The organism is Tessaracoccus defluvii, assembly GCF_014489575.1.
Taxonomy (GTDB): Bacteria; Actinomycetota; Actinomycetes; order Propionibacteriales; family Propionibacteriaceae; genus Arachnia; species Arachnia defluvii.
In genome coordinates this window covers 3,600,169-3,625,056 of sequence record NZ_CP060789.1, presented here as the reverse complement: position 1 = coordinate 3,625,056, position 24,888 = coordinate 3,600,169, and the positions used below count along the sequence as shown (strand labels likewise).

Below are 24,888 nucleotides of genomic sequence, written 5' to 3'. Positions count from 1 at the left end.
CTCTAGCCGGGCGATCCGTCAGAAGCGGCCCTCAACACCTGCATCGTCTCGGCCCAGCGGACCAGGAAGTCCGACTCGTCCAGCCGGTGCCGCCGCATCCAGGTGGTGACCTCCGAGTTGCACTTGCTGGCGTTGCAGGAGGCGCAGGCCGGCACCACGTTGTCGAGCGTGTAGCGGCCGCCGCGGGAGATGGGCAGCACGCAGTCCTTCTGGAGCGCAGCACCGTCTGCGCCGCAGTAGGCGCAGGCCCGCCAGGCGTCGAGGATCAGGAACCACTCGTCGGCGGTCAGGTCGCTGCCGGACGCCGCGACCCGGCGGGCGCGGCGACGCGAGGCGCGGACGCGTCGGGTGGTGGCCATGGCGTCACCGTAGCGGCGACCGCCGGAGCTCCGGCGGCGCCACGCACGCCGACGCCCGTTCGGCTCAGCTCAGCGGACGCTCGAAGGCCCCCTCGACAAGGATCGGCCGGAATCCCAGCGCCTCGTTGACCGCCAGCATGTGCCGGTTCTCCTCCGCATTCCAGGTGATCACGGAGCCCGCGCCGGGCAGGACGGCGCGGACGAACTCCAGGTTCGCCGCCTTGATCAGCATCCCCAGGCGGTGGCCGCGGAACTTGGGCAGGACGATCGTGTCCTCCTGCGCGACAAAGCCCTCCGGGTTCGTGAGTTCCCGGTTCAGTTCCGTGAGCCCGACGACCTGGCCAGTGGGTCGGTGCCGCACGACGGTGCGCCACCGGCGCATCGTCGGCAGCAGCCGCTCGTCCTCGTAGCGGACCCGTTCCGCGTCCCATCTGGACTCCACGACGGTGAGGTCACCCGACGGCGGGTCGATGCTCATCCGCTGCTGCAGGACCGCCAGGTCGGCGCGCATATCGGCCGGCGCGGCGCCCTCCCACGAGATCACCTCGAAGTCGTCGCCGGCGACGGCGCTGGCCGCGGCCAGTGCCTCGGCCGGATCCTGCAGCGGGGCGGCGAAGTCGAAGCGGCTGACCCGCTCGACCTGCAGCAGCTCGAAGCCGTTGTCGAGCGCGAGCCGGACGCCGGGGTCGTCGGCGGGGACGGCGCCGACGCCGTTCGGCGGGCGCAGCACCTCACCGGTCGGGATGGGGGCGAGCAGCCAGGCGGTGGCGCGGGTGACGGGCAGGTCGCCGACCAACTCACGCACCGCCGCCGCCAGGGCTGAGCCGACGCCGCTCCGTCGGTGCCCGGGCAGGACGTAGACCGAAACGTCGACGGCGTCCGGGTCGTCAAGCAGGTTGCGGCGCACCATGGCGCAGCCGACGGCGTCGCCGTCACGCCGGGCGAGGAAGCGGTGCACCTCATGCCGGTCCAGGCTGCGGCGGGCCCGGTCGAGGATCGCTTCGGGGCTGGCGTCCCAGCCGGGGCCGAAGTATTCGCGGTCCTGGGCGCGGCCCAGCGCCGTGTACTCGACCCACGCGGGATCGGTGTGATGCGTCGGCAGGCCGAAGCGGTGGATGGTCGTCATGGTGGGTCCTGGTGAGCGTGATGTGGGAGGGGGAGGTGGCGGGCCGAACGGGGCCCGAGGCGTCGCCGGGCTCAGAGCAGGGTGTACATGTGGGGAAAACTACTCCGACCGTGGTCTTCGGGCAAGGCTCCTGCTTTGGCTGCGTCGCCTCCGGCTCGTAGGCTGGGTAGCTGTTCACCCACCACCGGCCCGGGAGCACCCGCATGTCAGAGCCCACCCAGCCCCACCCCGAGGACTCCGAGGTCACCGGACCCGACAGCGTCGGCCGCTGGTTCGCCCGACTCCTCAAGGGTTTCGCGGTGGGCGTCGGCGCGATCCTGCCCGGCCTGTCGGGCGGCGTGCTCGCCGTGATCTTCAACATCTACAGCCCGATGATCCGGTTCCTGGCGAACATCAGGAAGAACTTCGTCAAGAACGTCCTCTACTTCATCCCGGTCGGCATCGGCGGCATGCTCGGCGTCGTCGTCTTCGCCAAGGCGGTGGAGGCGGCGTTCGAGACGTACGCGGCGCAGTTCATCGTGCTGTTCATCGGCTTCGTCATCGGCACCTTCCCCTCCCTGTTCAGGCAGGCGGGCAAGCGCGGCCGCAGCCGCCTCGACTGGGGCATCCTCGTCGGATCCGCCGTCGGCATCATGGTCCTCATGCTGGTCGCCAACTCGGCCAGCGTGACGGTGCCGCCCAGCATCCCCGTGTGGCTCGGCTCGGGCGCGCTCATCGGGCTGGGCCTCATCGTGCCCGGCCTCAGCCCGTCGAACTTCCTCATCTTCTTCGACCTCTACGACAAGATGTCCGCCGACATCGCCGCCCTGCAGCTCGCCACGATCATCCCGATCGCCGTCGGCGGCATCGTGTGCGTGCTGCTGGCGTCCAAGGTCGTCGCCTGGATGTTCGACACCCACTACTCCCGGATGTACCACCTGATCCTCGGCCTCGTCGTGGGGTCGTCGCTGGCGATCTTCCCCACAAAGGTGTTCCCCGCCTACACGACGCAGGGGCTGGCCGACAGCGGGCTCTCGCTCGGCGTCGCGCTGGCCTTCGGCATCGCGATGCTCGTCGTCGGCACCGTCGCGTCGTACCTGTTCAGCAAGGTGGAGGACCGGGTCGCCGTGCGCCGCGAGGCCATCGAGGCAGAGGCCAAGGAGCCGGAGGCCGTCTGATCACGCGACGGGGGTGAGCGCCGCCGTCACCGCGGCCACCGCCGCTACCCGCTCGGTCCCCGGGCGGGCCACCAGCTCGAGGATCCGCTCCCCGATGCCCGGCAGCTCCACGGCCTCCGTGCCGGGGTGACGGTACGCGCGCAGCGCCGAATCGGGCAGGATCGCGACCCCGAGCCCGCGGGCCACGAGGGCCTGGACGACGACGTAGTCGTCGGTGGTGTGCTGGATCCGCGGCGTGAATCCGGCGGCGGAACAGACGTTCAGCAGATGGATGCGGCAGCGCTCGCAGCCGGCCACCCACGGCTCGTCGGCCAGGTCCTCCAGCGACTCCACCGCCCGATGGCCGGCGGGCAGAACCAGCCGCAGCGGTTCGGTGCCGATCGGCGTCGCTGGCAGGTCCGGGTCGAACGGCTCACCCGCATAGCGGAACGTCAGCGCCAGGTCGGCATCCCCGGAGCGGATCGCCTCGACCGCCTCGGGCGGCTCGGCCTCGTCGATCGTGACGTCGATGCCCGGATGGGTGCGGGCGAGGCCCGCCAGCGCGTCGGGCACGACCGCCGCCAGCGCCGTCGGGAACGCCACGAGCCGCACGCGCCCACGCCGACCCTCCGCGTAGGCGTCCATCTCGGTGCGTGCCGCGTCGAGGTGGCTGGCGATCGCGTCGGCCTGCCGCATCAGCGCCTGCCCCGCATCGGTCAGCTCGACGCCGCGCGTGCTGCGGATGAACAGCTGGGTGCCGGCCTCGCGTTCGAGCCGGTGCACCTGCTGGCTGACGGCAGGCTGGGTCCAGCCCAGTTCCCTGGCGCCCGCGCTGAGCGACCCTGCGCGGGCGATGGCGCGGAAGATGAGGAGACGGCGGGGATCCACGCCCCAACCATAAGCGTTGCTTATGGCATCGGGAAGCAAGAGGGGTATTCCTTGCAGGCGGATGCTGGCCGAGACTGGTGGCGGACCTGAGGAGGGACGATGCGCACCATCGGCATCATCGGCGGCATGAGCTGGCATTCGACGATCAACTACTACCGGCTGATCAACGCGGCCGTCGCCGACCGGCTCGGCGGGCACCACAGCGCCAAGCTGCTGCTCGACTCGCTCGACTTCGAAGAGGTGCGCGCCTTCCAGCTGGCCGAGGACTGGGACGGCGCCGGGGAACTGCTGGCCTCGGCCGGTCGCCGTCTCGAGGATGCCGGCGCCGACGCCGTCCTCATCGGCACCAACCTCATGCACAAGGTGGCGCCCGCCGTCGACGACGCAGTCGACGTGCCGCTGCTGCACATCGCCGACGCTGTCGGGTCCGAGGCGACGCGCCGCAGGATCGGCACAGTCGGCATCCTCGGCACGAACTGGGTCATGTCGGAGCGGTTCTACGCGGAACGGCTGGCCGGCCACGGGGTCGCGGCGGTCGCGCCCGCCGAGTCCCGACGCGCGGAACTCGACCGGATCATCTTCGACGAACTGACGGTGGGCACGATCACCGAGACGTCACGGGCGGTCTTCGTGGCGGCGATCGAGGATCTGGTGGCGCAGGGGGCCGAGGCTGTCGTCCTGGCATGCACCGAGATCGAACTGCTGATCGGCCCGAGGACTCCCCCGTTCCCGTGCTCGACTCGATGGCCCTGCACGCGGCGGCCGCGGCGGAGTTCGTGCTGGCCGGCGCCTGAGCCTGACGCCGTCAGGCGATGCGGTCGTCCGTCGACATGCGTCGCGGCACCGGCTGGGCGCCGTTGCGGACGCCGAACGGCACGTGCGCGCCGGGGATCCCGTGGGCGGTCAGGTGCAGCATCTGGTCGTCGAAGAAGATGTGCGGGCGCAGCGTCTCGAGGATCGCCGCCTTGTCGATGCCGCCGAGGAAGAAGGCTGCGTTGACCCGGACGCCCCAGCCATGGAGCGAGCGGACGACCCGCTCATGCGCCGGTGCGCTGCGCGCGGTCACCAGGGAGACGTGCAGGCGGGGCCGGTAGTCCGGATCGGCGGTCTTCCTGGTGGTCTCGACCTCCTGGATCCGGTTGATCGCCTCGAGCAGCGGCTGCAGCGGGCCGACGCTGAGCGGGGTGATGGCGTTGGCCTGCTCGTGGGCCTGGAACTCGGCCAGCCCGTGGTCCTTGAAGATGGCCTCGGACGAGTCGTCGGCCAGGACGCCGTCGAAGTCGAAGGCGATGCGCAGCTCGGTCTCGCGGACGTCGTCGTCCATGTGCTGCGAGGTGACGATCGCGGCCGGCATGCCGGAGGCGACGGCGCGGCGGACGTCGTCCTCATTGGCGGAGAGGAACAGTGCCATCTTGAGCGGCCCGATGTACTCGTGCGGCGAGCGGCCCTCCATGAAGATGGCCCGGGTGATCGGCAGCCCGTGGGCTCGGGCGGACGCCATGATGCGCAGGCCGGTGAAGGCGTCGTTGTGCGACATGACGATGACCTCGACGAGCGGGTCGTCGGGCTGGAGGTCGTTGAGGGCGAGGAGGCGCCGGATGAAGGGGAAGGCGACGCCGGGGTCGAGGGGTTCGTTGATCCGTTCGTCCTGGTAGGCGCGGTAGGCCTCGACGCCCTGCTCCTGGTAGACGCGGTGGCAGTCGGTCAGGTTGAACAGCGCGCTGGACGAGATGCCGATCACCAGTCGGCTGTCGAGGTCGTACATCATCGTGGCGTCCCCCCTTTCCGGCTGTCAGTATGCCGCAGTCGTGGTCCGGTTCCGGGGGAGCAGGTGGGGATGGTCAGGCGGCGGGCGGGCTGGTGGCATCGGTCGCGTGATTGGACCAGCATTTGGTGGAGCGTCGGGGGTCGAGCGCGGCGACCAGGGACCGTCGATGCGACCCCACCCCACGACTCAGCCGAAGCGTCGGCGGTGGAGCTCGGCGACGCGGGCGGCAAGTTCGGCGTCGGGCCCGTCGACGACCGCACCGGGAACGATCGCCGTCACGGGGAGTGCGGCGACGGGTCCCGGCTCGGCGCCCAGGGAAGCGAGGAGTTCGGTCAGCTGGGCCGAGGACATGGCGTAGACGATGCGCCCGAGCCCCACCCACCCGTGCGCGGCGGCGCACATCGGGCAGTGTTCGCCGGAGGTGTAGACGGTGGCGGCGCGACGCTCGTCCGGGCTGAGGTGCTCGGCGGCCCAGCGTGCGATCGCGAACTCGGGGTGCCGGGTGTGGTCGCCGCCGGCGACGTGGTTGTGGTCCTCGAAGAGGACGTCCCCGCGGGGGAAACGAGGACAGACCCGAAGGGCTCGTCGCCGACCGCAAGGGCATTGCCGGCAAGTTCGACGGCACGGGCGAGGAAGACGCGGTCGGCGGAAGTGATGGGCATGAGACCAGCCTAGGTGGGGCGGAAGAGTGCGGGGCTCAGCCGTGCACGAATCTCCGCCGAGCCGCCGCTACGTGCATATCGCCACAGCCGCCGTCAGAGCCAGCAGAATGCACGCGACAGCCAGATTCGTGCCCGGAAAGCCAGATTCATGCTCGGGATCCCAGATGCATGTCGGCCGGGAGCCTCCAGATCCGCGAGCCTCCCGAAACACCGTCCCCGTGCACGAATCTCCACCGAGCCGCCGCTGTGCGCATATCGCCACAGCCGCCGCCAGAGCCAGCAGAATGCTCGCCGCAGCCAGATTTGTGTTCGAGGAGCCAGATTTGTGCTCGGACAGCCAAACAGAAAAACGGCCTCCAACCCAGGCGAAACACCAAGTCGGGGGCCGTTTCGGCTTGTTAGCCGAGTGGAGCGGGCGACGGGAATCGAACCCGCGTATCGAGCTTGGGAAGCTAGCGCTCTGCCATTGAGCTACGCCCGCGTTGCGTCGCCTAGGTTAGCAGTTCCTCGGGCGGCGCGCCTCTCGGGTCCAGTGGGCCCGGTCTCTCGCTAGGCTGGCACCCGTGGGCAGTCTGCCAGGCACGATACAGCGCGACGGGCGCGTGATCACCCGGCTCGCACGCGCGCACGACGCCTCCCACTTCCTGCTCACGCCGGTCGAGGTCGTCACCCCGGCGACCATCGACGAAGTCGCCGAGCTGATGGCCGACTCGAACCAGACCCGGCAGCCCCTCACCTTCCGCTCCGGCGGCACCAGCCTGTGCGGGCAGGCCGTCACCGACGGCGTCCTGGTCGACACGCGGAGTCACTTCCGCGACATCGAGGTCCTCGACGACGGCGAACGGGTCCGCGCCGGAGCCGGCGCCACGCTGGCCGCGGTCAATGCCCGGCTCGCCCGGTACGGCCGACGCCTCGGGCCCGACCCGACCAGCGCGATCGCCTGCACCATCGGCGGCATCCTCGCCAACAACTCCGGCGGCATGCTGTCCGGCACGGCACAGAACAGCTACGCCACCCTCGAGTCCATGGTGTTCGTCCTCCCCGACGGCTACGTCGTCGACACCGCCGCCCCCGGCGCCGACATCGACGTGCGGCTCGAGCAGACCGAACTCGTCGGCGGCCTCCACTCGCTCCGCAAGCGGCTGCGCACCAACCCGGACACCGTCGCCACGATCCTGCGCCTGTTCTCCATGAAGAACACCATGGGCTACGGCATCAACGCGCTGCTGGACTTCCACCGCCCCATCGACATCATCAGCCACCTCCTGATCGGCAGCGAGGGCACGCTCGGGTTCATCGCCGAGGCCACGTTCCGCACCGTCCCGCTCGCCCGGCACAGCGCCGCCGCCCTGGCCCTGTTCCCGACGCTCCACGCCGCCACTGCGGCCCTCGACGAACTCGATCTCGACGCTTTCGAGGCCGTCGAACTCATGGACGTCGCCGCGCTGCGGGCCGTCCGACGCCGTCAGGACGCCCCCGCCGTCATCCGCGAGGCGACGCTGACCTCGCAGGCCGCGCTGCTCCTCGAACTCCACGACACCACCGCCGAGCGCCTCGAGGAGCGGCTGGCCACGGCCGGCGAGCAGCTCAACCGGATCACCGGCGCGGAGATCCTGGCCCTGACGACCGACCCCGAGGCCCGCAGCGCGCTCGTGGAGCTTCGCCGCTCCCTGTACGCCCTTGTCGCGGGCGGCCGGGCATCGGGCACGACGACGCTGCTCGAGGACATCTCGGTCCCCCACGAGTCGTTCGCCGACATGTGCGTCGCCCTCGACGACCTGTTCGCCCGCCACGGCTACGGCGTCCTCAACGTGCCGCTCTTCGCGCACGCCAAGGACGGCAACATCCACTTCCTGCTGAGTGAACGGTTCGGACACCGGGCGGGCCTGCTGCGCTACCGCAAGTTCACCCGCGCCCTTGTCCGCGCCGTGCTGCAGCGCGGCGGCGTCCTGAAGGCCGAGCACGGCACCGGGCGCGCCATGGCGCCGTTCGTGCAGGAGCAGTACGGCGAGGAGCTGTACCAGGTGATGCGCGCCATCAAGCACCTGTTCGACCCCAACTCGATCCTCAACCCCGGCGTCATCATCTCCGACGACCCCGACGAGCATCTGCGCAACCTGAAGCTGATGCCGACCATCGAACCGGAGGTCGACGCCTGCATCGAATGCGGCTACTGCGAGGCCGGGTGCCCGTCGCGCGACCTGACCCTGACGCCCCGGCAGCGCATCGTGCTGCGCCGCGAGATGGTGGCGCGCGCCGACGACACCGAGCTGATGGAACAGCTGGAACGCGACTACCAGTACGAGGCTGTCGAGACGTGCGCCGTCGACGGGATGTGCAGCGTCGCCTGCCCCCTGGGCATCGACACGGGCACCCTCGTGCGCAACCAGCGGGCGGCCGACGTCGGCACCGTCGAGCTGGCCGGCTGGACCAACTCCGCCCGGACCTGGGGCCTCACGACACGCCTCGGCGCCTCCGCCCTGACGGTGGCGCGCTCCACCTCCCCGCTCGCCAGGGCCGCCACCCGGCTCGGACGCAAGGCACTCGGTGACGACGCCGTCCCCACCTACGCCGACGACCTTCCCCCGGCTCCGGGCTGCGTCGCCGTCCGCGCCGCCGTGACCGCAACGCCAAGGGCGTGGCCGCCTACTTCCCCTCATGTCTCCAGACGCTGTTCGCCGCGACCGGAGAGGGCGTCTTCCTCGCCTTCCGGGAGCTGTGCCTGCGGGCCGGCGTGCGGGTCACCCTCCTCGACGCCGGCGACCTCTGCTGCGGCGCGCCCTGGCGCGCGAAGGGCATGGCCGAGGGGTACAACATCATGCGCGACAAGGTGCACGCCGAACTCAACCGCGCCGAGCCGACGCGGCTGGTCACCGACGCCGCCAGCTGCACCGCCTCGCTGCAGACCATGACCGAGGAGTGGGGCATCGAGGTCGACGACGTGGTCACCTTCGTCGCGCGCGAGATCCTGCCCGCGCTGACGCTGACGCGGCCGCTGGGCTCACTTGCGCTGCATCCCACCTGCTCCTCGACACAGCTCGGCATCAACGACGACCTGCGGGCGCTCGCCGACTTCATCTGCGACGACGTGGTGGTGCCGGACTCCTGGTCGTGCTGCGGGTTCGCCGGCGACAGGGGCCTGCTGCACCCCGAACTGACGGCGAGCGCCACGGCCGACATGACCGCCGAGCTGGCGGGCCGCCGGTTCGCGGCGTACGCGTCGCTCAACCGCACCTGCGAGCTCGGCATGTCCCGGGCGACCGGTGAGGACTACCGCCACATCCTCGAGCTGCTCGAGGAAGCAACCCGGCCCTGACCGGGAGCAGGCCCTGAACCGGGAGCTCCCTGACGCGGCCGCGCCTGCCGCTGCTCGCTACTCCTGGGAGGCGGCGATGACGTCGGCGACCAGCTGCTCGACGCGGATGTCGTCGGCCGACGGCGAGAAGCCGAGCCGGACGACGACGAGCCCCTCGCTGGGCACCACGTAGACCCGCTGCCCGTCGTGGCCGCGCGCCGAATAGGTATCGGCCGGTAGCAGTTCCTCCACGAGCGACCCGTCGGGGCGCTGGTTCGACCACCACGACGCACCCATGCCGTCGGCGTCGGTCGTCGCGGCGCCCCTGGCCGTGGTCGACTCCTCCATCCAGCCCTCGGGTAGCAGCCGCTCGCCGTCGACGACGCCGTCATCGAGGGCGAACTGGCCGATCCGGGCCCAGTCGCGGGGCGTCGCCCACAGGTAGCTGGCGCAGACGGGGTTGCCGACGCCGTCGACCTCCAGCACCGCCGACGACAGCCCGAGCGGCGCGAACACCAGCTCGCGGGGCAGGTTGGCGTCGCCCCCGGCCTTGTCGAGAAGGACGGAGCACAGCAGGTTCGTGCTGCCGGACGAATACTGCTGGAACGAGCCGGGCACATGTTCCCCGTCACGTCCGGCGACGAAGCCCGCCATGTCAGTCTCCGTGTAGAGCATCTGCGTGATGGGGGTGCCCAGGTCGTAGGTCTCGTCCCAGGCGAGGCCCGAGGTCATGCGGAGCAGGTCGTCGACGGTGATGTCGGCCCGCGCGTCGGTCCATTCGGGGCGCAGGCCCGCGTCGTCCAGGCCCACGATCCCCTCCTGCACGAGGCGCCCGGTGAGCAGGTTGGTCACGGATTTGGCCATCGACCAGCCCAGCTGCGGGGTGTCCGCGTCGAAGCCCTCGGCGTACCGCTCGGCGACGACGACACCGTCACGGATGACGACGACGGCGCGGGTGCCGAGCGTCTGGCGTCCCTCCGGGGCGAGGTCGTCGCCGAAGGCCACCGCCACGCTGGCGTCGAGGCCGCTGTCCAGGTTCGCAGTGAACTCCGCGGCGGGTTCGACCGGCAGAGGCTCCGGCAGCGTGGGGTCGGCGCCGACGACGCAGCCGAAGTCGGTGTGGAACGCCGTCTGAGCCGCGAGCAGCCCGAACACGGCCACCGTGGAGCGGTCTTCCCCGCCCCCGGCCGGCCGCAGGTACGGCACGAGCGGGTTCGGTGGCAGGTCCGCCTTCGGGTTGTCACGCCCCGCGATGGTCGTCACGGCGCACAGGTTGTGCGCCGCATACCCGGTGCCAGTGCGCAGCAGCGGGCGCAGGTACCAGTAGCCGGCGACGCCGGCGATCAGGATGACCGCGAGCAGCACCCCGGTCACGATCAGCCAGCGACGGCGACGGCCCCCAGTCACGTTGCTGCCCTCAGTCCCCGAGGCCGGTGCCCACGTCGCGGGCGGCCTTGACCCAGGGATGGTCCACCGGCACCGTCTTCAGGTTGCCCGCGACCTCGTCGAGAGGCACCGGGACGGCGTCGCCGCCCTGCGAAGCGACCGTGATGCCGAAGCGTCCCTCCTCCACGAGCTGCGCCCCGGCCGAGCCGAGCAGCGTGCCCAGCAGCCGGTCGTTCGCGTCGGGGGTGCCGCCCCGCTGCACGTAGCCGAGGATCGTGACGCGCGACTCCAACCCGGTCGCCTCCTCCAGCCTGTTCGCCAGCTTGAAGGGGTTGTCGCGGTGGGCGGCCTCGACGGCGGCCTTGTGCTTGGCGGCGGCCGCCTTGGCCTCCGGCGTGCTGGCCCCCTTCACCAGGGCGCCGGCCGCGGCGAGGTCGGCTGCGTCCTGCAGGTCGCGGGCACCCTCGGCCAGCGCGATCACGGAGAAGTTGCGTCCCGAGGTGGCCCGCCCGCGGACCGACTCGGCGATCGACTCGACCGAGTAGGGGATCTCGGGGATCAGGATGATGTCGGCGCCGCCTGCGATGCCTGCGCCGAGCGCGAGCCAGCCCGCCTTGTGGCCCATGATCTCGACGACGATGACGCGGTGGTGCGAGTGCGCCGTCGAGTGCAGCCGGTCGACGGCCTCGGTGGCGATCCCGAGCGCCGTCGAGAAGCCGAAACTGGTGTCGGTGTGCGCGATGTCGTTGTCGATCGTCTTCGGCAGGTGGATGACGTTCAGCCCGGCTTGCGAGAGCCGGTTCGCGTTCTTCGCCGTCCCGCCGCCGCCGATGCAGACGATGGCGTCGAGCTTGTTGCGCTCATAGTTTTCGATGATGGTGGGCACCATGTCACGGACCTCACCGTCGATGACCATCTTGTGCGGCTTGTCCCGCGAGGTGCCGAGGATCGTGCCGCCGACGGTGAGGATGCCCGCTAGCGCCGCCCCGTCGAGCACCTGGGTGCGGTTCTCCACGAGACCCCGCAGACCGTCGCGGAAGCCGATGAGCTCCATGCCGTGCCGTCCGATGGCCGCCTTGCCGAAGCCACGGATCGCAGCGTTCAGGCCGGGCGAGTCGCCCCCGGCGGTCAGAATCCCCACCCGTTTACCCATGGTCGCCTCCTTGTCTGTCGGTCAGCCTATTGCCCCGGCCCTCCTCCCGACGGGGGTTCCTGCACTTGGACGGTGCTCCGGGTTGGCCCTGACCTCCCCCGGAACTGACCCGGCACCCGGGTCCTTTCGCCGCCCGCATCACTACAGTGGACCCATGTCCCTGCAGCCCCACCGTCTCGACCACCTCCGCTGCGCCGATCAGGACCGCGAGCTGGTCGCCCAGGTGCTGAACAACGCCTATGCGGACGGCAGGCTGACGTTTGATGAGCACGCCGACCGCATCGCCCGCGCCTACGATGCACGCACCTTCGGCGACCTCAGCCCGCTGACCACCGACCTGGTGCATCAGCCGCGGCCGGCCGGCCAGCCGACTCCGCAGCCGGTCACAGCGCCGCGGACCCCGGCGCTGCCTACCGACTTCGTCGGCGGCAACGCGATCCTGTCGTCGCTCAAGCCGGGCGCGATCACCCGCGTCGCCGAGGAGGTCACCGTCAACGTGTGGCTCGCGGACGCGAAGATCGACCTCGTCGGCGCCGCCTTCGCCAGCCACGTGACGACCCTGTACCTCGGCGGCATGATGGCCGACGTGAAGATCCGCGTCCCCGAGGGGGTCGAGGTGAACTTCTCTGGCCTCACCACGATCATGGGCGACACGAAGGTTGACGGCCAAGTGCCCCACCCCAGCGGCATCGTCATCAACGTGACGGGAACGATCGTGATGGCGGACATCCAGGTGATCGGTCCCCGGGCGAAGAACCCGCGCAAGTACGAGCGCTTCACCCGATGACGGCCGAGCTGCCCGACGCGCGGACCCTCACCGACGATGACCTGTTCGCCCCACCCACCGGCGAATGGAAGAGGCTCTCCCCCAATTACCTCCGCATGAAGCGGATGCTCATCCCCACGGTGTGGGGCGTCCTGTTCCTCATCCCCGCCGTCATCCTGGCCGTGACGAAGCTGTGGTGGGCGCTGGCGATCCTCGTGCCGGTGGCGCTGGTCTGGATCGGCTGGCGCCTCTGGCGTGCGCCGCGGGTCTACGCCCGCTGGGGGTATGCCGAGCGTGACGAGGACATCTACCTCACCAGCGGCCTGTGGTCGCGGTCGCTGTCGTGTGTGCCGTACGGCCGGATGCAGCTGGTCGAGGTCAGCCAGGGCCCGATCGAGCGGGCCTACGGCCTGTCGACGGTGCAGCTGGTGACGTCGTCGACGAGCGGCACCGTCATCATCCCCGGCCTGGACCGCGGCGACGCGACCGCCCTGCGCGACCGACTCATCGCGGCGGGCGAGCAGCAGCAGGCCGGGATCTAGTGTCCGACCCCTCCCTGCCAGAGGTTCCGTCCGAGGCTCCACCCAAGGTCGTCGAACGCCCGTCGCCCCTCACGGGGATCGCCCGGGGCGCCATCGCGCTGATCGCCGTCGCGATCGCAGTCGGCCGCGACTTCGTGGAGTCACCCGGCGACGCGGACAGCGCCATGCTGGTCATGGCCGGGATCGCGCTGGTGGTCATCGTTCTCATCGGGCTCGGCGGCGTCATCACCTGGCGCACCACGACCTTCATCGCCGACGACGAGGAGTTCCGCGTCGAACGGAACTTCATCTGGCGGTCGTCCAGCCGCGTCGACTACACGAAGGTGCAGTCGATCGACGTCTCCCAGCCCTTCATCGCCCGTCTGCTCGGCCTCGCGAAGGTCCACATCGACGTGGGCGGCGAGGGCGGCGTCGACCTGTCGTACCTGACGAAGCGGCGGGCCGAGGCACTGCGCGAGCACCTACTGGAGAAGATGGCCGTCTCCCGCGACGAGGCCAGGACCCACGCCACCGGCGGCGCCGACCCGGAAGCCCTCCCCGCCGTCGCCGATGCGGAGGACGAGCTCATCGTCGCGGTGTCCCCCACCACGCTGCTGATCGGCAGCCTCGTCACGCTCGGGACGATCGCCGCTGTGGCGGGCGGCGTCCTCCTGGTCGGGCTGTCGATCCTCAGCGAGGCGACGTTCACCTTCATCGCCGGCATCCTCGCAATCGGCGGTTGGGTGTGGGGGCGCGTCGGCAAGAACTGGGGCTTCCGGATGACACGCCGCGGCGGGGCGCTGCGGATCCACCGCGGGGCGCTGAGCAAGGCGAACCAGGGTCTGCGTCCCGCCCGCGTCCAGGGCGTCGTGATCAGCCAGGACCTGCTGCAGAAGCTCACCGGCATGTACGAGATGCGGGTCACGGTCCTCGGCTACGCGGGCGGCGACGGCGACGCGGATGACGGCAGCAACGCCGTCGTGCTGCCCGCCGGCACCGCGGCCGACGTGCAGCGGGTGCTGTCCGCACTGTGGCCGGAGCTGGACCTGACGACCGTCACGGTCCACGGGCAGCCGCCGACCGCGAAGTGGCTCACGCCGCTCACCTTCCGCACGCACACCTGGGGCATCGGCGAGCACGTGATCGTCGCCGAGCACGGGCTGCTCGAGAACCGCCGCACGATCGTGCCGCATCGGCGGATGCAGTCGGCCTCGGTGCAGCAGGGTCCGCTGCAGCGTCGTCTCGGCCTGGCCAGCCTGTCGGTGCACACGACCGACGGCCCCGTCGACCTGCAGATCTACCACCTCGCCGAGGCTGACGCACGGCGGCTGCTGCAGGATCAGGTCGAGCGGGCCCGGCTGGCGCGCCGGGCCACGGACTCCGTCGCCGAGGTGGCGGCTGACGAGGCTGCGGGGCAGGCTCTGGAGGTCGAGATGCCGGAAGGGCGAACCGGCTTCGAGCCCACGGAAGGCGAGCCGCTACGCTAGCGCGCATGAGCATCATCCTCGGCATCGACGTTGGCGGTTCGGGCATCAAGGGCGGTCCCGTGGACCTCGCCACCGGCGAACTCACGGCGGACCGTCTCCGCATCCCCACCCCTTCGAAGTCGACGCCGAGCAACGTCGCCGCCGTCGTCGGTGAGATCATCGACCACTTCGCCGACCAGATCGGTGACACCCCCGTCGGGCTGACGTTCCCCGCCCCCGTCGTGCACGGGACGGTGCCGTTCATCGCCAATCTGGACCAGAAGTGGAAGGGGCTCAACGCCGACGCCTACTTCCAGGAGAAGCTCGGCCGGAAGATCGTCCTCGTCAACGACGCCGACGCCGCCGGCCTCGCCGAGGTGCACTTCGGCGCGGCGAAGGGCAACGACGGCTTCGTCGTCCTGACCACGCTGGGCACCGGCATCGGCACCGCGATGATCTACCGCGGCGTCCTGATCCCCAACGCCGAACTGGGCCACGTCGAGCTCGACGGCCACGACGCTGAGAAGCGCGCCGCGTCGTCCATCAAGGACAAGGAGGGCCTCTCCTACGAGGAGTGGACCTACGAGCGGCTGCAGCCCTACTACGCGCACCTGGAGATGCTGTTCTCCCCCGACCTGTTCGTCGTCGGCGGCGGCGTGTCGAAGGATTGGGACAAGTTCGGCCACCTGCTCAAGCTGCGCACCCCGATCGTCCCGGCCGTGATGCGGAACAAGGCGGGCATCGTCGGTGCGGCGCTGAAGGCGAAGGACGCGATGGAGCACCCGGAGCCGAAGATCAAGGGCTGACCCCCGGGTCCTTTTCGTGCACGAATCTGGCTCCCGCGAGCATTGAGCTGGCTCAGGCCGCCGCTGTGTGCATATGCACGCAGCGGCGGCTCCATGGAGATTCGTGCACATCGTCCCCGGGGGACTCGGGTGCGCGAGCTCGCTCCCTGCGCCAGTCGAAGGGCTAGAGACCCGTCCTCACATCCGCTCGGGCGCGTCCATTCCCAGCATCCGGAGCCCCAGCGCGAGCACCTGCTTCGTCGCGGCGCACAGCGCCAGGCGGGAGGCGCGCACGTCGCTCTCCGACTTCAGCACCGGGCACGCCTCGTAGAACGACGCCAGCTGGCCGGCCAGCTCATACAGGTAGCCGCACAGCTTGTGCGGGGTGAGCTGCTGCGCGACCTCGTCGACGACCTCGCCGAACCGGCTCAGCTGCAGCGCCAGCTGCTGCTCGACCGGGTCCTCGAGGACGGTGACGGCGCCGTAGCCGATCCCCTCGGCCTGGGCCTTGCGGAGGATCTGCGAGACGCGGGCGTGGGCGTACTGCAGGTAGGGGCCCGTGTCGCCGGTCGTCTGGACCATGCGCTCCGGGTCGAAGGTGTAGTCCTTCTGGAGCCCGTTGGACAGGTCGGCGTACTTGATGGCGGCCAGCGCGATGTTGGGCGCCGCGATCTCCTCGGCAGCGTCGAGGAGCGACTCGAGCGTGGCGGCCGAACCGTCGCGGGTCTTGAACGGGCGGCCGTCGGGGCCGAGCACCATGCCGTAGCCGACGTGCTGGGCGACGACATGCTCCGGCAGGAAGCCTGCCTTGCGGGCCGCGGCGAAGACCTGGGCGAAGTGGCCGCCCTGCCGCAGGTCGGTGACGTAGATGATGCGGTCGGCCTTCAGGTCGCGGACCCGGCGGCGGATGGCGGCCAGGTCGGTCGTCGCGTAGCCGTAGCCGCCGTCGGACTTGCGGACGATCAGCGGGGCCTCGAAGCCCTCGACGAAGACGCACAGCGCACCGTTGTCGACGACGGCGACGCCGGACTCCTCCAGCTCCTTGACGAGGACGGGGAGGTCGTCGTTGTAGGTGGACTCGCCGGCGAGGTCGTCGTCGGTGAGCAGGACGCCCAGCCGCCGGTAGGCCTCGTTGAACGCGGGCTTCGAGATGTCGACCAGCTGCCGCCAGATGGTCAGCGATTCCTCGTCGCCGCCCTGGAACAGGGCGACGCGGGAGCGGGCGCGGGTGGCGAACTCCTCGTCCTCGCGGAAGCGGGCCGCGGCGCGCTTGTAGAGGGCGTCCGCGGCGGTCAGGTCGAGGGTGGGCACGTCCAGCTTCTCGTCGAGGACCTCCTCGATGAGCATGCCGAACTGGGTGCCCCAGTCGCCGATGTGGTTCTGCGGGATGACCTCATGACCGAGCGCACTCAGGACACGGTTGAAGCAGTCGCCGATGATCGTGGTGCGCAGGTGCCCGACGTGCATCTGCTTGGCTACGTTCGGCGCCGAGTAGTCGATGACGACCCGCTGCGGATGGTTGACCTTGTTGAGGCCCCCCGCGGTGTCCTCCAGCAGCTCGGTGACGGAGCCGGCGAGGACGTCGGAGCGGAGCCGGAAGTTGAGGAACCCGGGGCCCGCGATCTCGAGCGGCTCGCACAGGTCGGCGACGTCGAGGCGCTCGACGATGCCCGCTGCCACCTCACGCGGCGGACGGCCCTCTGCCTTGGCGAGGCGCAGCGCCACGTTGGACTGGTAGTGACCGAACTGGGGCTTGGTGGCGGGACGCATCTCGGGGTCGACGCCGGTGACGGCGCGCAGACGGGCATCCAGAATCGCGGGCAGGGACTGCATAGGCCCATTCTTTCATCGTCGCAGCGTTCGCCCCAACCGTTGACGCTCGATCGGGCTACGCCGTGGCGCGCTCCCTGCGTGCGTACGCCAGGAATCCGAAGCCGGCCACCAGCAGCGCGACGGATGCGCCGACGGTAACGCCCAGCGCCGCCTGATAGCCGGAGGCGTCGGAGGCCGTCCCTCCCAGGAGGTTCCCCACGGACGTCCCCAGCGTCACCGACGCCGACAGCAGCGTCATGACGAACCCCAGCCGGGCCGGCGGCGTCCGCCGCCCTGCAGCGGAGAAGATGGTCACCATGACGGGGCCGACCGGGGCGCCGATCAGCAGCAAGCCCAGCACCATCTGCCACGGCTCGGTGACCAGCAGCAGCACCGCCGCGGCAGGGACGGCGACGACCGCACAGGCCAGCCAGCGGATCTCGGCGGTCCACCGCGCCGGCCACCGCGACACGCTGAGCGCGCCCAGGCCGGATGTGATCCCGATGGCCGCATAGATGAGGCCGCCGGTGCCGGGGTTTCCCGTGACCTCCGCGAACACCGTCATGGTCGTCGCGAGCGATCCGAACACGGTCCCGATCGCCAGCATCCCGGCGATGCCGATCATGACGAAGCCCCAGCGGATCCGGTCCGGGGCGGCGGCAGGGCCCCCGGCGCCGTCCCTGCCCAGGGGAGCAGCGGCCGTGGCGCTGCGGTCGAACGCGAAGGCGGGGACGGCGAGCAGCACGAGGACCGCCGCGATCACGAGCGGGATCGGGGCGCCGGCGGCTGCGGCGATGATCCCGACCGCTGCCGGCCCGATGACGTAGGCCATCTCGTCGATGGTGCTCTCGTAGCCGAGCGCCAGTTCGACGGCGGAGTGGTCGCGCGGCCCGGTGAGACGGCGGATCCAGCGGACCCGGGTCATGGGCCCGATCTGCGGGACCACCATGCCCGCGAACAGGGCCGCGGCCGCGAGCGGCAGGTCGAGCTCGACGGTCCCGCCGGTGATCCCTGAACCGGTCGTGATCCCTGAGCCTGTCGTGATCCCTGAGCTTGTCGAAGGGAAATGGGGCGCGCCCGCCACGAGCAGTGCGGCGAGCGCCACGACGTACGCGACCGTCGAGACGAGCAGGACCCGGCGCTGCCCCCACCTGTCGGAGGCGGCCCCCATGATCGGGGCACCGAGTCCGACGCCGACACCGGCGATCGCGGCGACGGCGCCGGGGGTCGTGAAGTCAGCGGCTCCCGCGGCGACGTAGGTGAGGGCGCCGATGGTGAGCATCGACTGGGGCAGCCGGGCGAGGGCGGAGGCGACCAGGTAGGGCCGGCCGGCCATCCGCACGAGTCGACGGAAGCCCTGCGGCTCGTCCGGGCGCGCGTCCTGAGGCGCTGGGCGCTGGGGTGTCATCGGATCCTTAGCGTTGTGCGTCGCCGAAGCGACTGCGCGACGTCCCAGCCTCCCGTCGCGCGCAACCCTGTACTGACGCGCTCCAGCCTAGCCGCAGGATCAGAGGGAATCGACCGCCGTGCGCTCGATCACCAGCCCCGCCCGGTAGCGCTCCATGAAGGTGTCGAAGCCCTCGACGTCGGCCTGCACCGGCGTCATCGTCTCCACCTCGGCACCCGCGAACACCTCCGTGGCGAGCCAGGCGGCGAGGTCCCCGCCGCCGGCGCGCACGAACGACGCCAGCAGCGCCATGCCCCACGCGCCGCCCTCGCCGGCGAGGTCGCCCACCGAGACGGGCGTGTCCATGGCCGCCGCCAGGAAGCCCTGCGCGACGCCCTTCGTCTTGAACAGACCGCCGTGGGCGAACATGGAATCGAGCTGGACGCCCTCGTCCTTGAGCAGGACGTCCATGCCGACCCGCAGCGCGCCGAGCGAGCTGAACAGGTGCGTGCGCATGAAGTTGGCGAGAGTGAAGGTGCTCGCCGGGGTGCGCACGAACAGAGGACGGCCCGCCTCGAGGCCGGTGACGTGTTCGCCGGCCAGGTAGTTGTAGGCCAGCATGCCGCCGCCGTCGGCGTCGCCCTCCAGCGCGGCCCGGTAGAGCGTCTCGAAGAGGGCATTCGCGTCGACCTGGGCGCCGAGCGCGGCACCCACCTGGCCGAAGAGCGACACCCAGGCGTTGAGGTCGACGGTGCCGTTGTTGCAGTGCGCCATGGCGACCAGGTCGCCTGCGGGGGTGGTGACGAGATCGATCTGCTCGTGCAACTGCTTCAGCGGCCCTCGAGCACCACCATCGCGAAGATGCTGGTGCCGGCCGACACGTTGGCGGTGCGGCGGGCGACGGAGTTGGTGGCCACCATGCCCGTGCCGGCGTCGCCCTCCGGCGGCGCGGCGACGGCGCCCGGCTGCAGCATGCCGGTCGGGTCGAGCAGCCGTGCGCCCTCGGCGGTCAGCGCACCCGCCGGGCGTCCGGCGGGCAGCACGGCGGGAAGGATGTCGGCGGTCTTCCAGGGGTAGCCCTTGTCGGCGACGAGGTCGTCGAACTGGGCGAGCATCGCCTGATCGAAGGCGCCGCTGGTGGTGTCGATCGGGAACATGCCGGAGGCGTCGCCGACCCCGGCGACCCGCTCGCCGGTCAGGCGCCAGTGCACGTAGACGGCGAGCGTGGCCAGGAAGTCGATGTCGGCGACGTGGGCCTCGTCGCCGAGGATGGCCTGGTAGAGGTGCGCGACGGACCAGCGCTGCGGGATGTTGTGCTGGAAGAGTGCGGTGAGCACCCCGGCCGCCTCGCCGGTGATGGTGTTCTGCCAGGTGCGGAACGGCACGAGGAGAGATCCGGCCTTGTCGAAGGCCAGGTAGCCGTGCATCATCGCGGAGATGCCGAAGGCGCCGACGCGCTCAAGGGCCACGCCGTGGGTGGCGGACACGTTGGCGGCGAGGTCCGCGTACGCGGCCCGCAGGCCCGCCCAGATGGCGTCGTCGTCGTAGGTCCACTTGCCGTCGACGAGCTTCGACTGCCACTCGAATCCGCCGGTGGCGAGCGGCTGCTGATCGGGGCCGATCAGCACGGCCTTGATCCGGGTGGACCCGAACTCGATACCGAGTGCGGTGTCCCCCGAGACGATGACGTCGCGCGCCGCGTTGACCTGATCCACCCTGACCTCCAGTGACTTAGCTGAGCTGCCCTGAGCCTAGCCGATGTGAGCGGTCACACCCACCCGGGGGCAGGGCAGCCGTGCACCCCGTGTGCGCGTGTCAGACCCCGAGCCGTTCGCGCAGGAATCGGCGCGCCCCGGCGGCGAGCTCCACGTTGTCGTCCCAGAGGTTGCGCCAGATGGCCAGGTCGTTGCTGAAGGTGGGGTGCACGACCTTGCTGGAGAACGACTCGAAGGTCACGACGCCGTCGTAGTCGACCTCCTTGAGCGCCCCGAGGAACTCCTCCCAGTTGATCGAGCCCGTGCCGAGCTGACCGCGGTGGGACTCCCCGACGTGCACGTAGCCGAGCCTCCCGGCCGCGGCCGCCTCCTTGACGGCGCCCGCCATCGAGTACTCCTCGATGTTCATGTGGTACGTGTCGAGGTGGGCCATCACGTTGTCACGGCCGATCTGGGAGATGAACTCGAGGGTGTCGTGCGTGGTGTTGATGACGTTGGTCTCGTACCGGTTGCAGAACTCGAGGCCGAGCCGGATGTTGGACTCCGCGGCCTTGTCGGCCAGCTCGGCGAGCACCGTCCTGGAGTTCTCGAGGCCCCGCTCGGTGGCCGGGTGCGCGTACTTCGTCAGCGCCCCGTAGATGACGCCGCACAGCATCGAGCCGCCGGTGTCGCGGACCAGGTTGAGTGCGTCGTGCAGCAGCGCCCGCCCCGGGCGACGGCGTCCGGGTCCTCCGAGGAGATGTCGTTGGCGGGGCTCAGGCCGAGCGACGCGCTGCACTGAAGGCCGTACTCGGCGAGCAGGCGGGCAGTCAGGTCGGCGTCGAACTTGTGGGGCTCGACGGCGGACAGCTCGATGAGGTCGTAGCCGGCCTCTGCAGTCCGCATGATGGCTTCACGCGCGGCCTTCTCCGACCACTCGCCTACCCACACCATGGAATGGATGCCGATCAACATTGATGCGTACCTTTCTTCGTTATTTCGTACCGCTGAACCTGCGGTTGGTGATGCCATTGAGGAGAGCAGCGCCGATCAGCACCGCTCCAAGCGCGAACAGCTGCAGCTGGGAGGCCTCGTTGCCCTGGAAGGCCAGCAGGATTCCCGCGTTGAGCCACACGATCAACAGCGCGGCCAGCACGACGCCCAGCACGGTGCCGATGCCGCCCGTGATCGCGACGCCGCCGAGTACCGCCATGGTGATGGCCGGGAGCGCCATGCCGTTGCCCGAGACGCCCTGGTCGGGGCGCGCGGAGGCGAACTGCGAGACGGTGACCACGGCGACGAGGCCCGAGATGGCCCCCGCCCCTGCGTAGGCAAGCGCCCGTACCCGTTGGGTGTCGATGCCGGCCCAGGAGGCGGCCACGTCGTTGGTGCCGATGGCGTACAGCTCACGACCGTAGGTGGTGCGCGACATCACGAACCAGACGACGAGCACCGTCGGCAGGAGGAAGATGAACACGCCCATCGGGATCAACGGCAGGTACTGCCCGATCAGGGGCAACTCCACGGCCTTGCTGAGCGCGTACAACTCCTGGATGGGGGCACTGTTGATCGGCTTCTGGTTGTTGATCACGAGCGCTATCGACCACATGGCGTAGTAGGTCGCCAACGTCACGATGAGCGGCGGGTAGCCGAGGTAGGCCACGAGGACCCCGTTGAGCAGACCGCAGAGGGCCCCGAAGGCGACGGTGGCGATGATCGCCGGCAGGAGGGGCCAGCCCCACATCCCGTGCATGAAGCCGAACAACATGCCGGCGAGGCTGACGATGGCGCCGACAGACAGGTCGATGCCGCCCTTGCCGGAGACGATCACCAGCAGCTGAGCCAGCGCGAGCATCGTCAGCGGCACCAGGTTGATGAGCGCCGCCGCGAGATAGTCGAACGAGTACCCGGAAGAGATGACGCCGGTGGCGCTGAGCGTCGCGAAGGTGCCGACGACCAGCACGAGCAGGAAGCTGAGCAGGACCGTACGGTTCGTCAGGAGAAGGCGTCCGAGATGGAGCCGCTCGCGCGTGTCCTTGCGGGATGTCACAGTGCTGCTCACAGCCTCGCCTTCCTGCGCCGCTCGCGGATGAGGTCGGCGCCGACCGCGATGATGATGAAGACGCCGACGAAGAGGTTGGACAGCTGCGACGGCCAGCCGAGCTGCGTGACGCCCGTGGCGACCGTCTGCACCAGCAGGGCTCCGAGGACTGCGCCGAGGACGCTGCCCCTGCCGCCCATCACGGAAGTGCCGCCGATCACGGTCGCCGCAATGACCATGAGTTCCTGCCCCTTCCCGACGCTCTGGTCGAGCGTCGAGGTACCGCCGGCGATGGTGATCGCGGCGGCGAGCCCGACGAGGAGTCCCATGACGACGTAGGCGAGGAAAGTGCGCCAGCGGACGTTGACGCCAGCAAGCGAGGCTGCCTGCTGATCGTCTCCGATGGCGTAGAAGTGTCGTCCGCCCGCGAAGTGACGTAGGTAGATCCAGGCGAGGGCGACGAGCACCACCATGATCAGGAACGCGATGGGCACGCCCAGGATCCGGCCGTCCGGGCCGGGGCCGAGGACACCACGGCTGGCGGGCAGGTTGTTGACGGTCTGGCTATTGAAGATCTTCAGGCCCACGAACTGGAACAGGTTCGAGGTGCCGAAGGTGATGATGATGGCGGGCACGCGCCCATAGCTGATGAGCAGGCCGTTGACGGCGCCCAGCACGGCTCCCATCACCAGCGACGCCACGATGGCGGCCGGGAAGCTCCAGCCTCCCTCGGTCATCAGCTTGCCCATAGTCACCGCACAGACCATCAGGATCGCCGCGATGGAGATGTCGATGCCGGCCGTCACCATGATCACGGTCATGCCGATAGCCATGATCCCGATCGGTGCGAGACGCCAGAGCAGGGACTGGATGCTGTAAGGCTCCAGGAAACCCGGCGTCGCCAGTGCCAGCACCACCCACAGCAGGACGATGACGCCCATGAGGATGTACTCCTGCCCCGTGATGGCGGAGGGAAGGACCCGGTGCCGCACCTGGGCGGGTCGGGCGAGCGTGTCAGCGCTCATCGTCGTCGCTCCTCTCCGCGAGCTCAGCTTCCTCGTCTTCGGTGAGGGCCCCGGACGCGGCCGCCAGCACGGTCGAGTCGCGAACGCCACGGGGATATTCAGTGAAGGTGGTGCCGTTACGGATGACGATCAGCCGGTCCGCGATGCGCAGCGCCTCCGTCAGGTCGGAGGTGGCGACGAGGACGGCGGTGCCGTCGGCGCACACCTGGTCGATGAGCTTGTGGATCTCGTCCTTCGCGCCGATGTCAACGCCCTGTGAGGGTTCGGCGAGCACCAGCACCTCCGGGCTCTTCACGAGTTGGCGCCCGATGACGACCTTCTGCGCGTTACCGCCGGACAGGGACGCGATGGGCTGCCTCCGGCCGGGGGTCTTGATCGCCAGCCGTCCGATCATGTCGTCCGCCACTTCCCGCTCGCGGGGGTGGTCCATGAGGATGCCCCATCTCCGCAACAGATCCAGCGAGCCGACCGACGTGTTGAAGGCAATCGACTGGAACGAGAACATGCCCTCCTGCTTCCGGTTCGCCGGCAGCATCGCCAGCCCAGCCCGCTGCGCCTCGGCTGCGGAACGCGGCGAGTACGGGCGCCCGAGAAGGTGCATGTGCCCAGCGGTGACCGGAGCCTTACCGTACGCGGCGGCCGCGATCTCGGCGACGCCTGAGCCGACCAGGCCGTAGAGGACGACGACCTCACCACCGCGAACCTCGAGGGAGACGTCGTGGAAGCGGCCTCCGGAGCTGACGCCGTCGAGGGAGAGCTTCACGTCGCCCGGTTCGTGGATCCGATCACCCGTGGACCCGGCGAACTCTCCGCCGACCATCATGTCGGCGAGCTTGCCGACGCTGAGCTGGTCGATGTCGAAGGTACCGAGCGTCTCGCCGTCGCGCATGACCGTGACGGCGTCGGCGATCCGGAACAGCTCGTCCAGCCGGTGGCTGATGTAGATGATGGAGACCCCGGAGGCGGCCAGCCGCCTGACTGCGTCGAAGAGCCGCTCGATCTCGGCATCGGTGAGGATGGCCGAGGGTTCGTCCAGGATCAGGATCCGCGCCTCGTTCGAGAGCGCCTTCGCGATCGACACCTGCTGCTGCTCGGCGGCCGAGAGTTCCTCCACCTTGCGGGTGACGAACCCGGCGGGCAGGCCGAACGACTCGAGCAGATCCACGACACGCTGATTCTGCACCGCCCAGTCGATGCGCCCGCTGCGGGTCACCTCGCGGCCGAGGAAGATGTTCTCGGCGACGGTGAGCTGCCCGAACAGCTGGGCCTCCTGGTACACGGTGGCAATCCCCATGTCGAGGGCCTCAGTGGCCGAGCGGATCGACACCTCGGCTCCGTCGAGCGCGAGGGTGCCCGTGTCGGCGAAGTCGGCGCCCGCGATGATTTTGATCATCGTCGACTTGCCTGCGCCGTTCTCCCCGACGACGGCATGGACCTCGCCAGGCATGAGTTCGAAGTCCGCATTACGGATGGCGCGGACGCCTCCGTAGCGCTTCGACAGGCCGTGCAGTGCGAAGCGTGGGGTTGTCTCCGTGACGCGCACGGGGGGCATGGTCACCGCCATGGGTACTCCTGTGGTGACGTGGAGGTGGGGGAAGTGACTCCACCACCTCCACGC

22 protein-coding genes, 1 tRNA gene and 2 pseudogenes are annotated in these 24,888 nt (G+C 70.1%); 8 read left to right on the top strand and 17 right to left on the bottom strand.

The window, feature by feature from the left end; translation table 11 throughout:
• Positions 1 to 2 precede the first annotated feature (2 nt).
• Together H9L22_RS17045 and H9L22_RS17040 are read right to left on the bottom strand one after the other, a co-directional pair.
• Positions 3 to 359: an HNH endonuclease gene (locus H9L22_RS17045; protein WP_187720931.1), complete on the bottom strand. Its 357-nt coding sequence runs from the start codon at positions 357 to 359 to the stop codon at positions 3 to 5.
• A 64-nt stretch (positions 360 to 423) separates the two neighbouring features.
• The gene (locus tag H9L22_RS17040; RefSeq protein WP_187720930.1) at positions 424 to 1,485 is read right to left on the bottom strand and encodes a GNAT family N-acetyltransferase; all 1,062 of its coding nucleotides are present in this window, start codon (positions 1,483 to 1,485) and stop codon (positions 424 to 426) included.
• Between the two features lie 203 nt (positions 1,486 to 1,688).
• On the opposite strand from H9L22_RS17040, the gene H9L22_RS17035 reads away from it, so the two are divergent.
• Positions 1,689 to 2,642 carry a DUF368 domain-containing protein gene (locus H9L22_RS17035; protein ID WP_187720929.1) on the top strand — a complete coding sequence of 318 codons (954 nt, stop codon included), beginning with the start codon at positions 1,689 to 1,691 and terminating at the stop codon, positions 2,640 to 2,642.
• Here the strand turns inward: H9L22_RS17035 and H9L22_RS17030 are convergent, their stop codons facing one another.
• Positions 2,643 to 3,509, bottom strand: a complete 867-nt coding sequence (locus tag H9L22_RS17030) for a LysR family transcriptional regulator (protein ID WP_187720928.1) — start codon at positions 3,507 to 3,509, stop codon at positions 2,643 to 2,645.
• Between the two features lie 99 nt (positions 3,510 to 3,608).
• Here H9L22_RS17030 and H9L22_RS17025 point away from each other — a divergent pair.
• Positions 3,609 to 4,202, top strand: a pseudogene (locus H9L22_RS17025) (aspartate/glutamate racemase family protein); the annotation flags it as partial.
• 112 nt (positions 4,203 to 4,314) lie between these two features.
• Here H9L22_RS17025 and H9L22_RS17020 read toward each other — a convergent pair.
• The 3 genes from H9L22_RS17020 to H9L22_RS17010 form a co-directional block, all read right to left on the bottom strand.
• Entirely contained in the window at positions 4,315 to 5,277 is a 963-nt protein-coding gene (locus H9L22_RS17020) for a 5'-nucleotidase (RefSeq protein ID WP_187720927.1), read from the bottom strand.
• A 186-nt stretch (positions 5,278 to 5,463) separates the two neighbouring features.
• Positions 5,464 to 5,679, bottom strand: a complete 216-nt coding sequence (locus tag H9L22_RS19285; RefSeq protein WP_226965958.1) for a hypothetical protein — start codon at positions 5,677 to 5,679, stop codon at positions 5,464 to 5,466.
• Positions 5,680 to 6,346: 667 nt separating this feature from the next.
• Positions 6,347 to 6,420 (bottom strand) — tRNA-Gly (locus tag H9L22_RS17010).
• 82 nt (positions 6,421 to 6,502) lie between these two features.
• Here H9L22_RS17010 and H9L22_RS19280 point away from each other — a divergent pair.
• Both H9L22_RS19280 and H9L22_RS19275 read left to right on the top strand, forming a co-directional pair.
• Positions 6,503 to 8,293: pseudogene (locus H9L22_RS19280) on the top strand (FAD-linked oxidase C-terminal domain-containing protein); the annotation flags it as partial.
• Between the two features lie 284 nt (positions 8,294 to 8,577).
• On the top strand, positions 8,578 to 9,255 hold the full coding sequence (locus tag H9L22_RS19275; RefSeq protein WP_226965957.1) for a (Fe-S)-binding protein: 678 nt from the start codon (positions 8,578 to 8,580) through the stop codon (positions 9,253 to 9,255).
• Positions 9,256 to 9,312: 57 nt separating this feature from the next.
• Here H9L22_RS19275 and H9L22_RS17000 read toward each other — a convergent pair whose 3' ends face one another.
• Together H9L22_RS17000 and H9L22_RS16995 are read right to left on the bottom strand one after the other, a co-directional pair.
• Positions 9,313 to 10,641, bottom strand: coding sequence for a serine hydrolase domain-containing protein (locus tag H9L22_RS17000; protein ID WP_187720926.1), 1,329 nt, complete (start codon positions 10,639 to 10,641; stop codon positions 9,313 to 9,315).
• A 10-nt stretch (positions 10,642 to 10,651) separates the two neighbouring features.
• Positions 10,652 to 11,773, bottom strand: a complete 1,122-nt coding sequence (locus H9L22_RS16995) for a 6-phosphofructokinase (protein WP_187720925.1) — start codon at positions 11,771 to 11,773, stop codon at positions 10,652 to 10,654.
• Positions 11,774 to 11,927: 154 nt separating this feature from the next.
• Between H9L22_RS16995 and H9L22_RS16990 the strand changes: the two genes are divergently transcribed.
• Genes H9L22_RS16990 through ppgK form a run of 4 tightly spaced genes read left to right on the top strand, consistent with a single transcriptional unit; the run spans position 11,928 to position 15,332 of the window.
• Positions 11,928 to 12,560 carry a DUF1707 SHOCT-like domain-containing protein gene (locus H9L22_RS16990; protein ID WP_187720924.1) on the top strand — a complete coding sequence of 211 codons (633 nt, stop codon included), beginning with the start codon at positions 11,928 to 11,930 and terminating at the stop codon, positions 12,558 to 12,560.
• The gene (locus H9L22_RS16985) at positions 12,557 to 13,081 is read left to right on the top strand and encodes a PH domain-containing protein (RefSeq protein WP_187720923.1); all 525 of its coding nucleotides are present in this window, start codon (positions 12,557 to 12,559) and stop codon (positions 13,079 to 13,081) included. Before H9L22_RS16990 ends, H9L22_RS16985 begins: the two co-directional genes overlap by 4 nt.
• Complete coding sequence (locus tag H9L22_RS16980) at positions 13,081 to 14,547, top strand: PH domain-containing protein (protein WP_187720922.1); 1,467 nt, start codon at positions 13,081 to 13,083, stop codon at positions 14,545 to 14,547. The genes H9L22_RS16985 and H9L22_RS16980 overlap by 1 nt, the downstream gene beginning before the upstream one ends.
• A 5-nt stretch (positions 14,548 to 14,552) precedes the next feature.
• Positions 14,553 to 15,332, top strand: a complete 780-nt coding sequence (ppgK, locus tag H9L22_RS16975) for a polyphosphate--glucose phosphotransferase (RefSeq protein WP_187720921.1) — start codon at positions 14,553 to 14,555, stop codon at positions 15,330 to 15,332.
• Positions 15,333 to 15,509: 177 nt separating this feature from the next.
• Here the strand turns inward: ppgK and argS are convergent, their stop codons facing one another.
• The 9 genes from argS to H9L22_RS16940 all read right to left on the bottom strand — a co-directional run bounded on the left by argS (position 15,510) and on the right by H9L22_RS16940 (position 24,834).
• Positions 15,510 to 17,144 (bottom strand): arginine--tRNA ligase, encoded by a 1,635-nt coding sequence (argS, locus tag H9L22_RS16970; RefSeq protein ID WP_187720920.1) that lies wholly within the window; start codon positions 17,142 to 17,144, stop codon positions 15,510 to 15,512.
• A gap of 55 nt (positions 17,145 to 17,199) precedes the next feature.
• The gene (locus H9L22_RS16965; protein ID WP_187720919.1) at positions 17,200 to 18,531 is read right to left on the bottom strand and encodes an MFS transporter; all 1,332 of its coding nucleotides are present in this window, start codon (positions 18,529 to 18,531) and stop codon (positions 17,200 to 17,202) included.
• Positions 18,532 to 18,630: 99 nt separating this feature from the next.
• A complete protein-coding gene (locus H9L22_RS19270; RefSeq protein ID WP_226965956.1) occupies positions 18,631 to 19,335 on the bottom strand; it encodes an FGGY-family carbohydrate kinase in 705 nt (234 codons plus the stop codon).
• Between the two features lie 5 nt (positions 19,336 to 19,340).
• A complete protein-coding gene (locus tag H9L22_RS19265; protein ID WP_226965955.1) occupies positions 19,341 to 20,225 on the bottom strand; it encodes an FGGY family carbohydrate kinase in 885 nt (294 codons plus the stop codon).
• A gap of 100 nt (positions 20,226 to 20,325) precedes the next feature.
• A complete protein-coding gene (locus tag H9L22_RS16955) occupies positions 20,326 to 20,904 on the bottom strand; it encodes a sugar phosphate isomerase/epimerase family protein (RefSeq protein ID WP_264292640.1) in 579 nt (192 codons plus the stop codon).
• Positions 20,850 to 21,179 carry a hypothetical protein gene (locus H9L22_RS19260; RefSeq protein WP_226966379.1) on the bottom strand — a complete coding sequence of 110 codons (330 nt, stop codon included), beginning with the start codon at positions 21,177 to 21,179 and terminating at the stop codon, positions 20,850 to 20,852. The genes H9L22_RS16955 and H9L22_RS19260 overlap by 55 nt, the downstream gene beginning before the upstream one ends.
• Positions 21,180 to 21,198: 19 nt before the next feature.
• Positions 21,199 to 22,266: an ABC transporter permease gene (locus H9L22_RS16950; protein ID WP_226965954.1), complete on the bottom strand. Its 1,068-nt coding sequence runs from the start codon at positions 22,264 to 22,266 to the stop codon at positions 21,199 to 21,201.
• Positions 22,263 to 23,270 carry an ABC transporter permease gene (locus H9L22_RS16945; RefSeq protein WP_187720918.1) on the bottom strand — a complete coding sequence of 336 codons (1,008 nt, stop codon included), beginning with the start codon at positions 23,268 to 23,270 and terminating at the stop codon, positions 22,263 to 22,265. Before H9L22_RS16945 ends, H9L22_RS16950 begins: the two co-directional genes overlap by 4 nt.
• Positions 23,260 to 24,834 carry a sugar ABC transporter ATP-binding protein gene (locus tag H9L22_RS16940; RefSeq protein ID WP_226965953.1) on the bottom strand — a complete coding sequence of 525 codons (1,575 nt, stop codon included), beginning with the start codon at positions 24,832 to 24,834 and terminating at the stop codon, positions 23,260 to 23,262. The genes H9L22_RS16945 and H9L22_RS16940 overlap by 11 nt, the downstream gene beginning before the upstream one ends.
• Between the last annotated feature and the right edge of the window lie 54 nt (positions 24,835 to 24,888).

Excerpts from the sequence above, each read along its gene's own strand:
- H9L22_RS17040 (WP_187720930.1), bottom strand. The coding sequence starts at position 1,485 with ATGACGACCATCCACCGCTTCGGCCTGCCGACGCATCACACCGATCCC.
- H9L22_RS16985 (WP_187720923.1), top strand. The coding sequence starts at position 12,557 with ATGACGGCCGAGCTGCCCGACGCGCGGACCCTCACCGACGATGACCTG.
- argS (WP_187720920.1), bottom strand. The coding sequence starts at position 17,144 with ATGCAGTCCCTGCCCGCGATTCTGGATGCCCGTCTGCGCGCCGTCACC.
- H9L22_RS16945 (WP_187720918.1), bottom strand. The coding sequence starts at position 23,270 with ATGAGCGCTGACACGCTCGCCCGACCCGCCCAGGTGCGGCACCGGGTC.
- H9L22_RS17020 (WP_187720927.1), bottom strand. The coding sequence starts at position 5,277 with ATGATGTACGACCTCGACAGCCGACTGGTGATCGGCATCTCGTCCAGC.
- H9L22_RS16995 (WP_187720925.1), bottom strand. The coding sequence starts at position 11,773 with ATGGGTAAACGGGTGGGGATTCTGACCGCCGGGGGCGACTCGCCCGGC.
- H9L22_RS16990 (WP_187720924.1), top strand. The coding sequence starts at position 11,928 with ATGTCCCTGCAGCCCCACCGTCTCGACCACCTCCGCTGCGCCGATCAG.
- H9L22_RS17045 (WP_187720931.1), bottom strand. The coding sequence starts at position 359 with ATGGCCACCACCCGACGCGTCCGCGCCTCGCGTCGCCGCGCCCGCCGG.
- H9L22_RS17035 (WP_187720929.1), top strand. The coding sequence starts at position 1,689 with ATGTCAGAGCCCACCCAGCCCCACCCCGAGGACTCCGAGGTCACCGGA.
- H9L22_RS16940 (WP_226965953.1), bottom strand. The coding sequence starts at position 24,834 with ATGGCGGTGACCATGCCCCCCGTGCGCGTCACGGAGACAACCCCACGC.
- H9L22_RS19285 (WP_226965958.1), bottom strand. The coding sequence starts at position 5,679 with ATGTGCGCCGCCGCGCACGGGTGGGTGGGGCTCGGGCGCATCGTCTAC.
- ppgK (WP_187720921.1), top strand. The coding sequence starts at position 14,553 with ATGAGCATCATCCTCGGCATCGACGTTGGCGGTTCGGGCATCAAGGGC.
- H9L22_RS16965 (WP_187720919.1), bottom strand. The coding sequence starts at position 18,531 with ATGACACCCCAGCGCCCAGCGCCTCAGGACGCGCGCCCGGACGAGCCG.
- H9L22_RS19260 (WP_226966379.1), bottom strand. The coding sequence starts at position 21,179 with ATGTTGATCGGCATCCATTCCATGGTGTGGGTAGGCGAGTGGTCGGAG.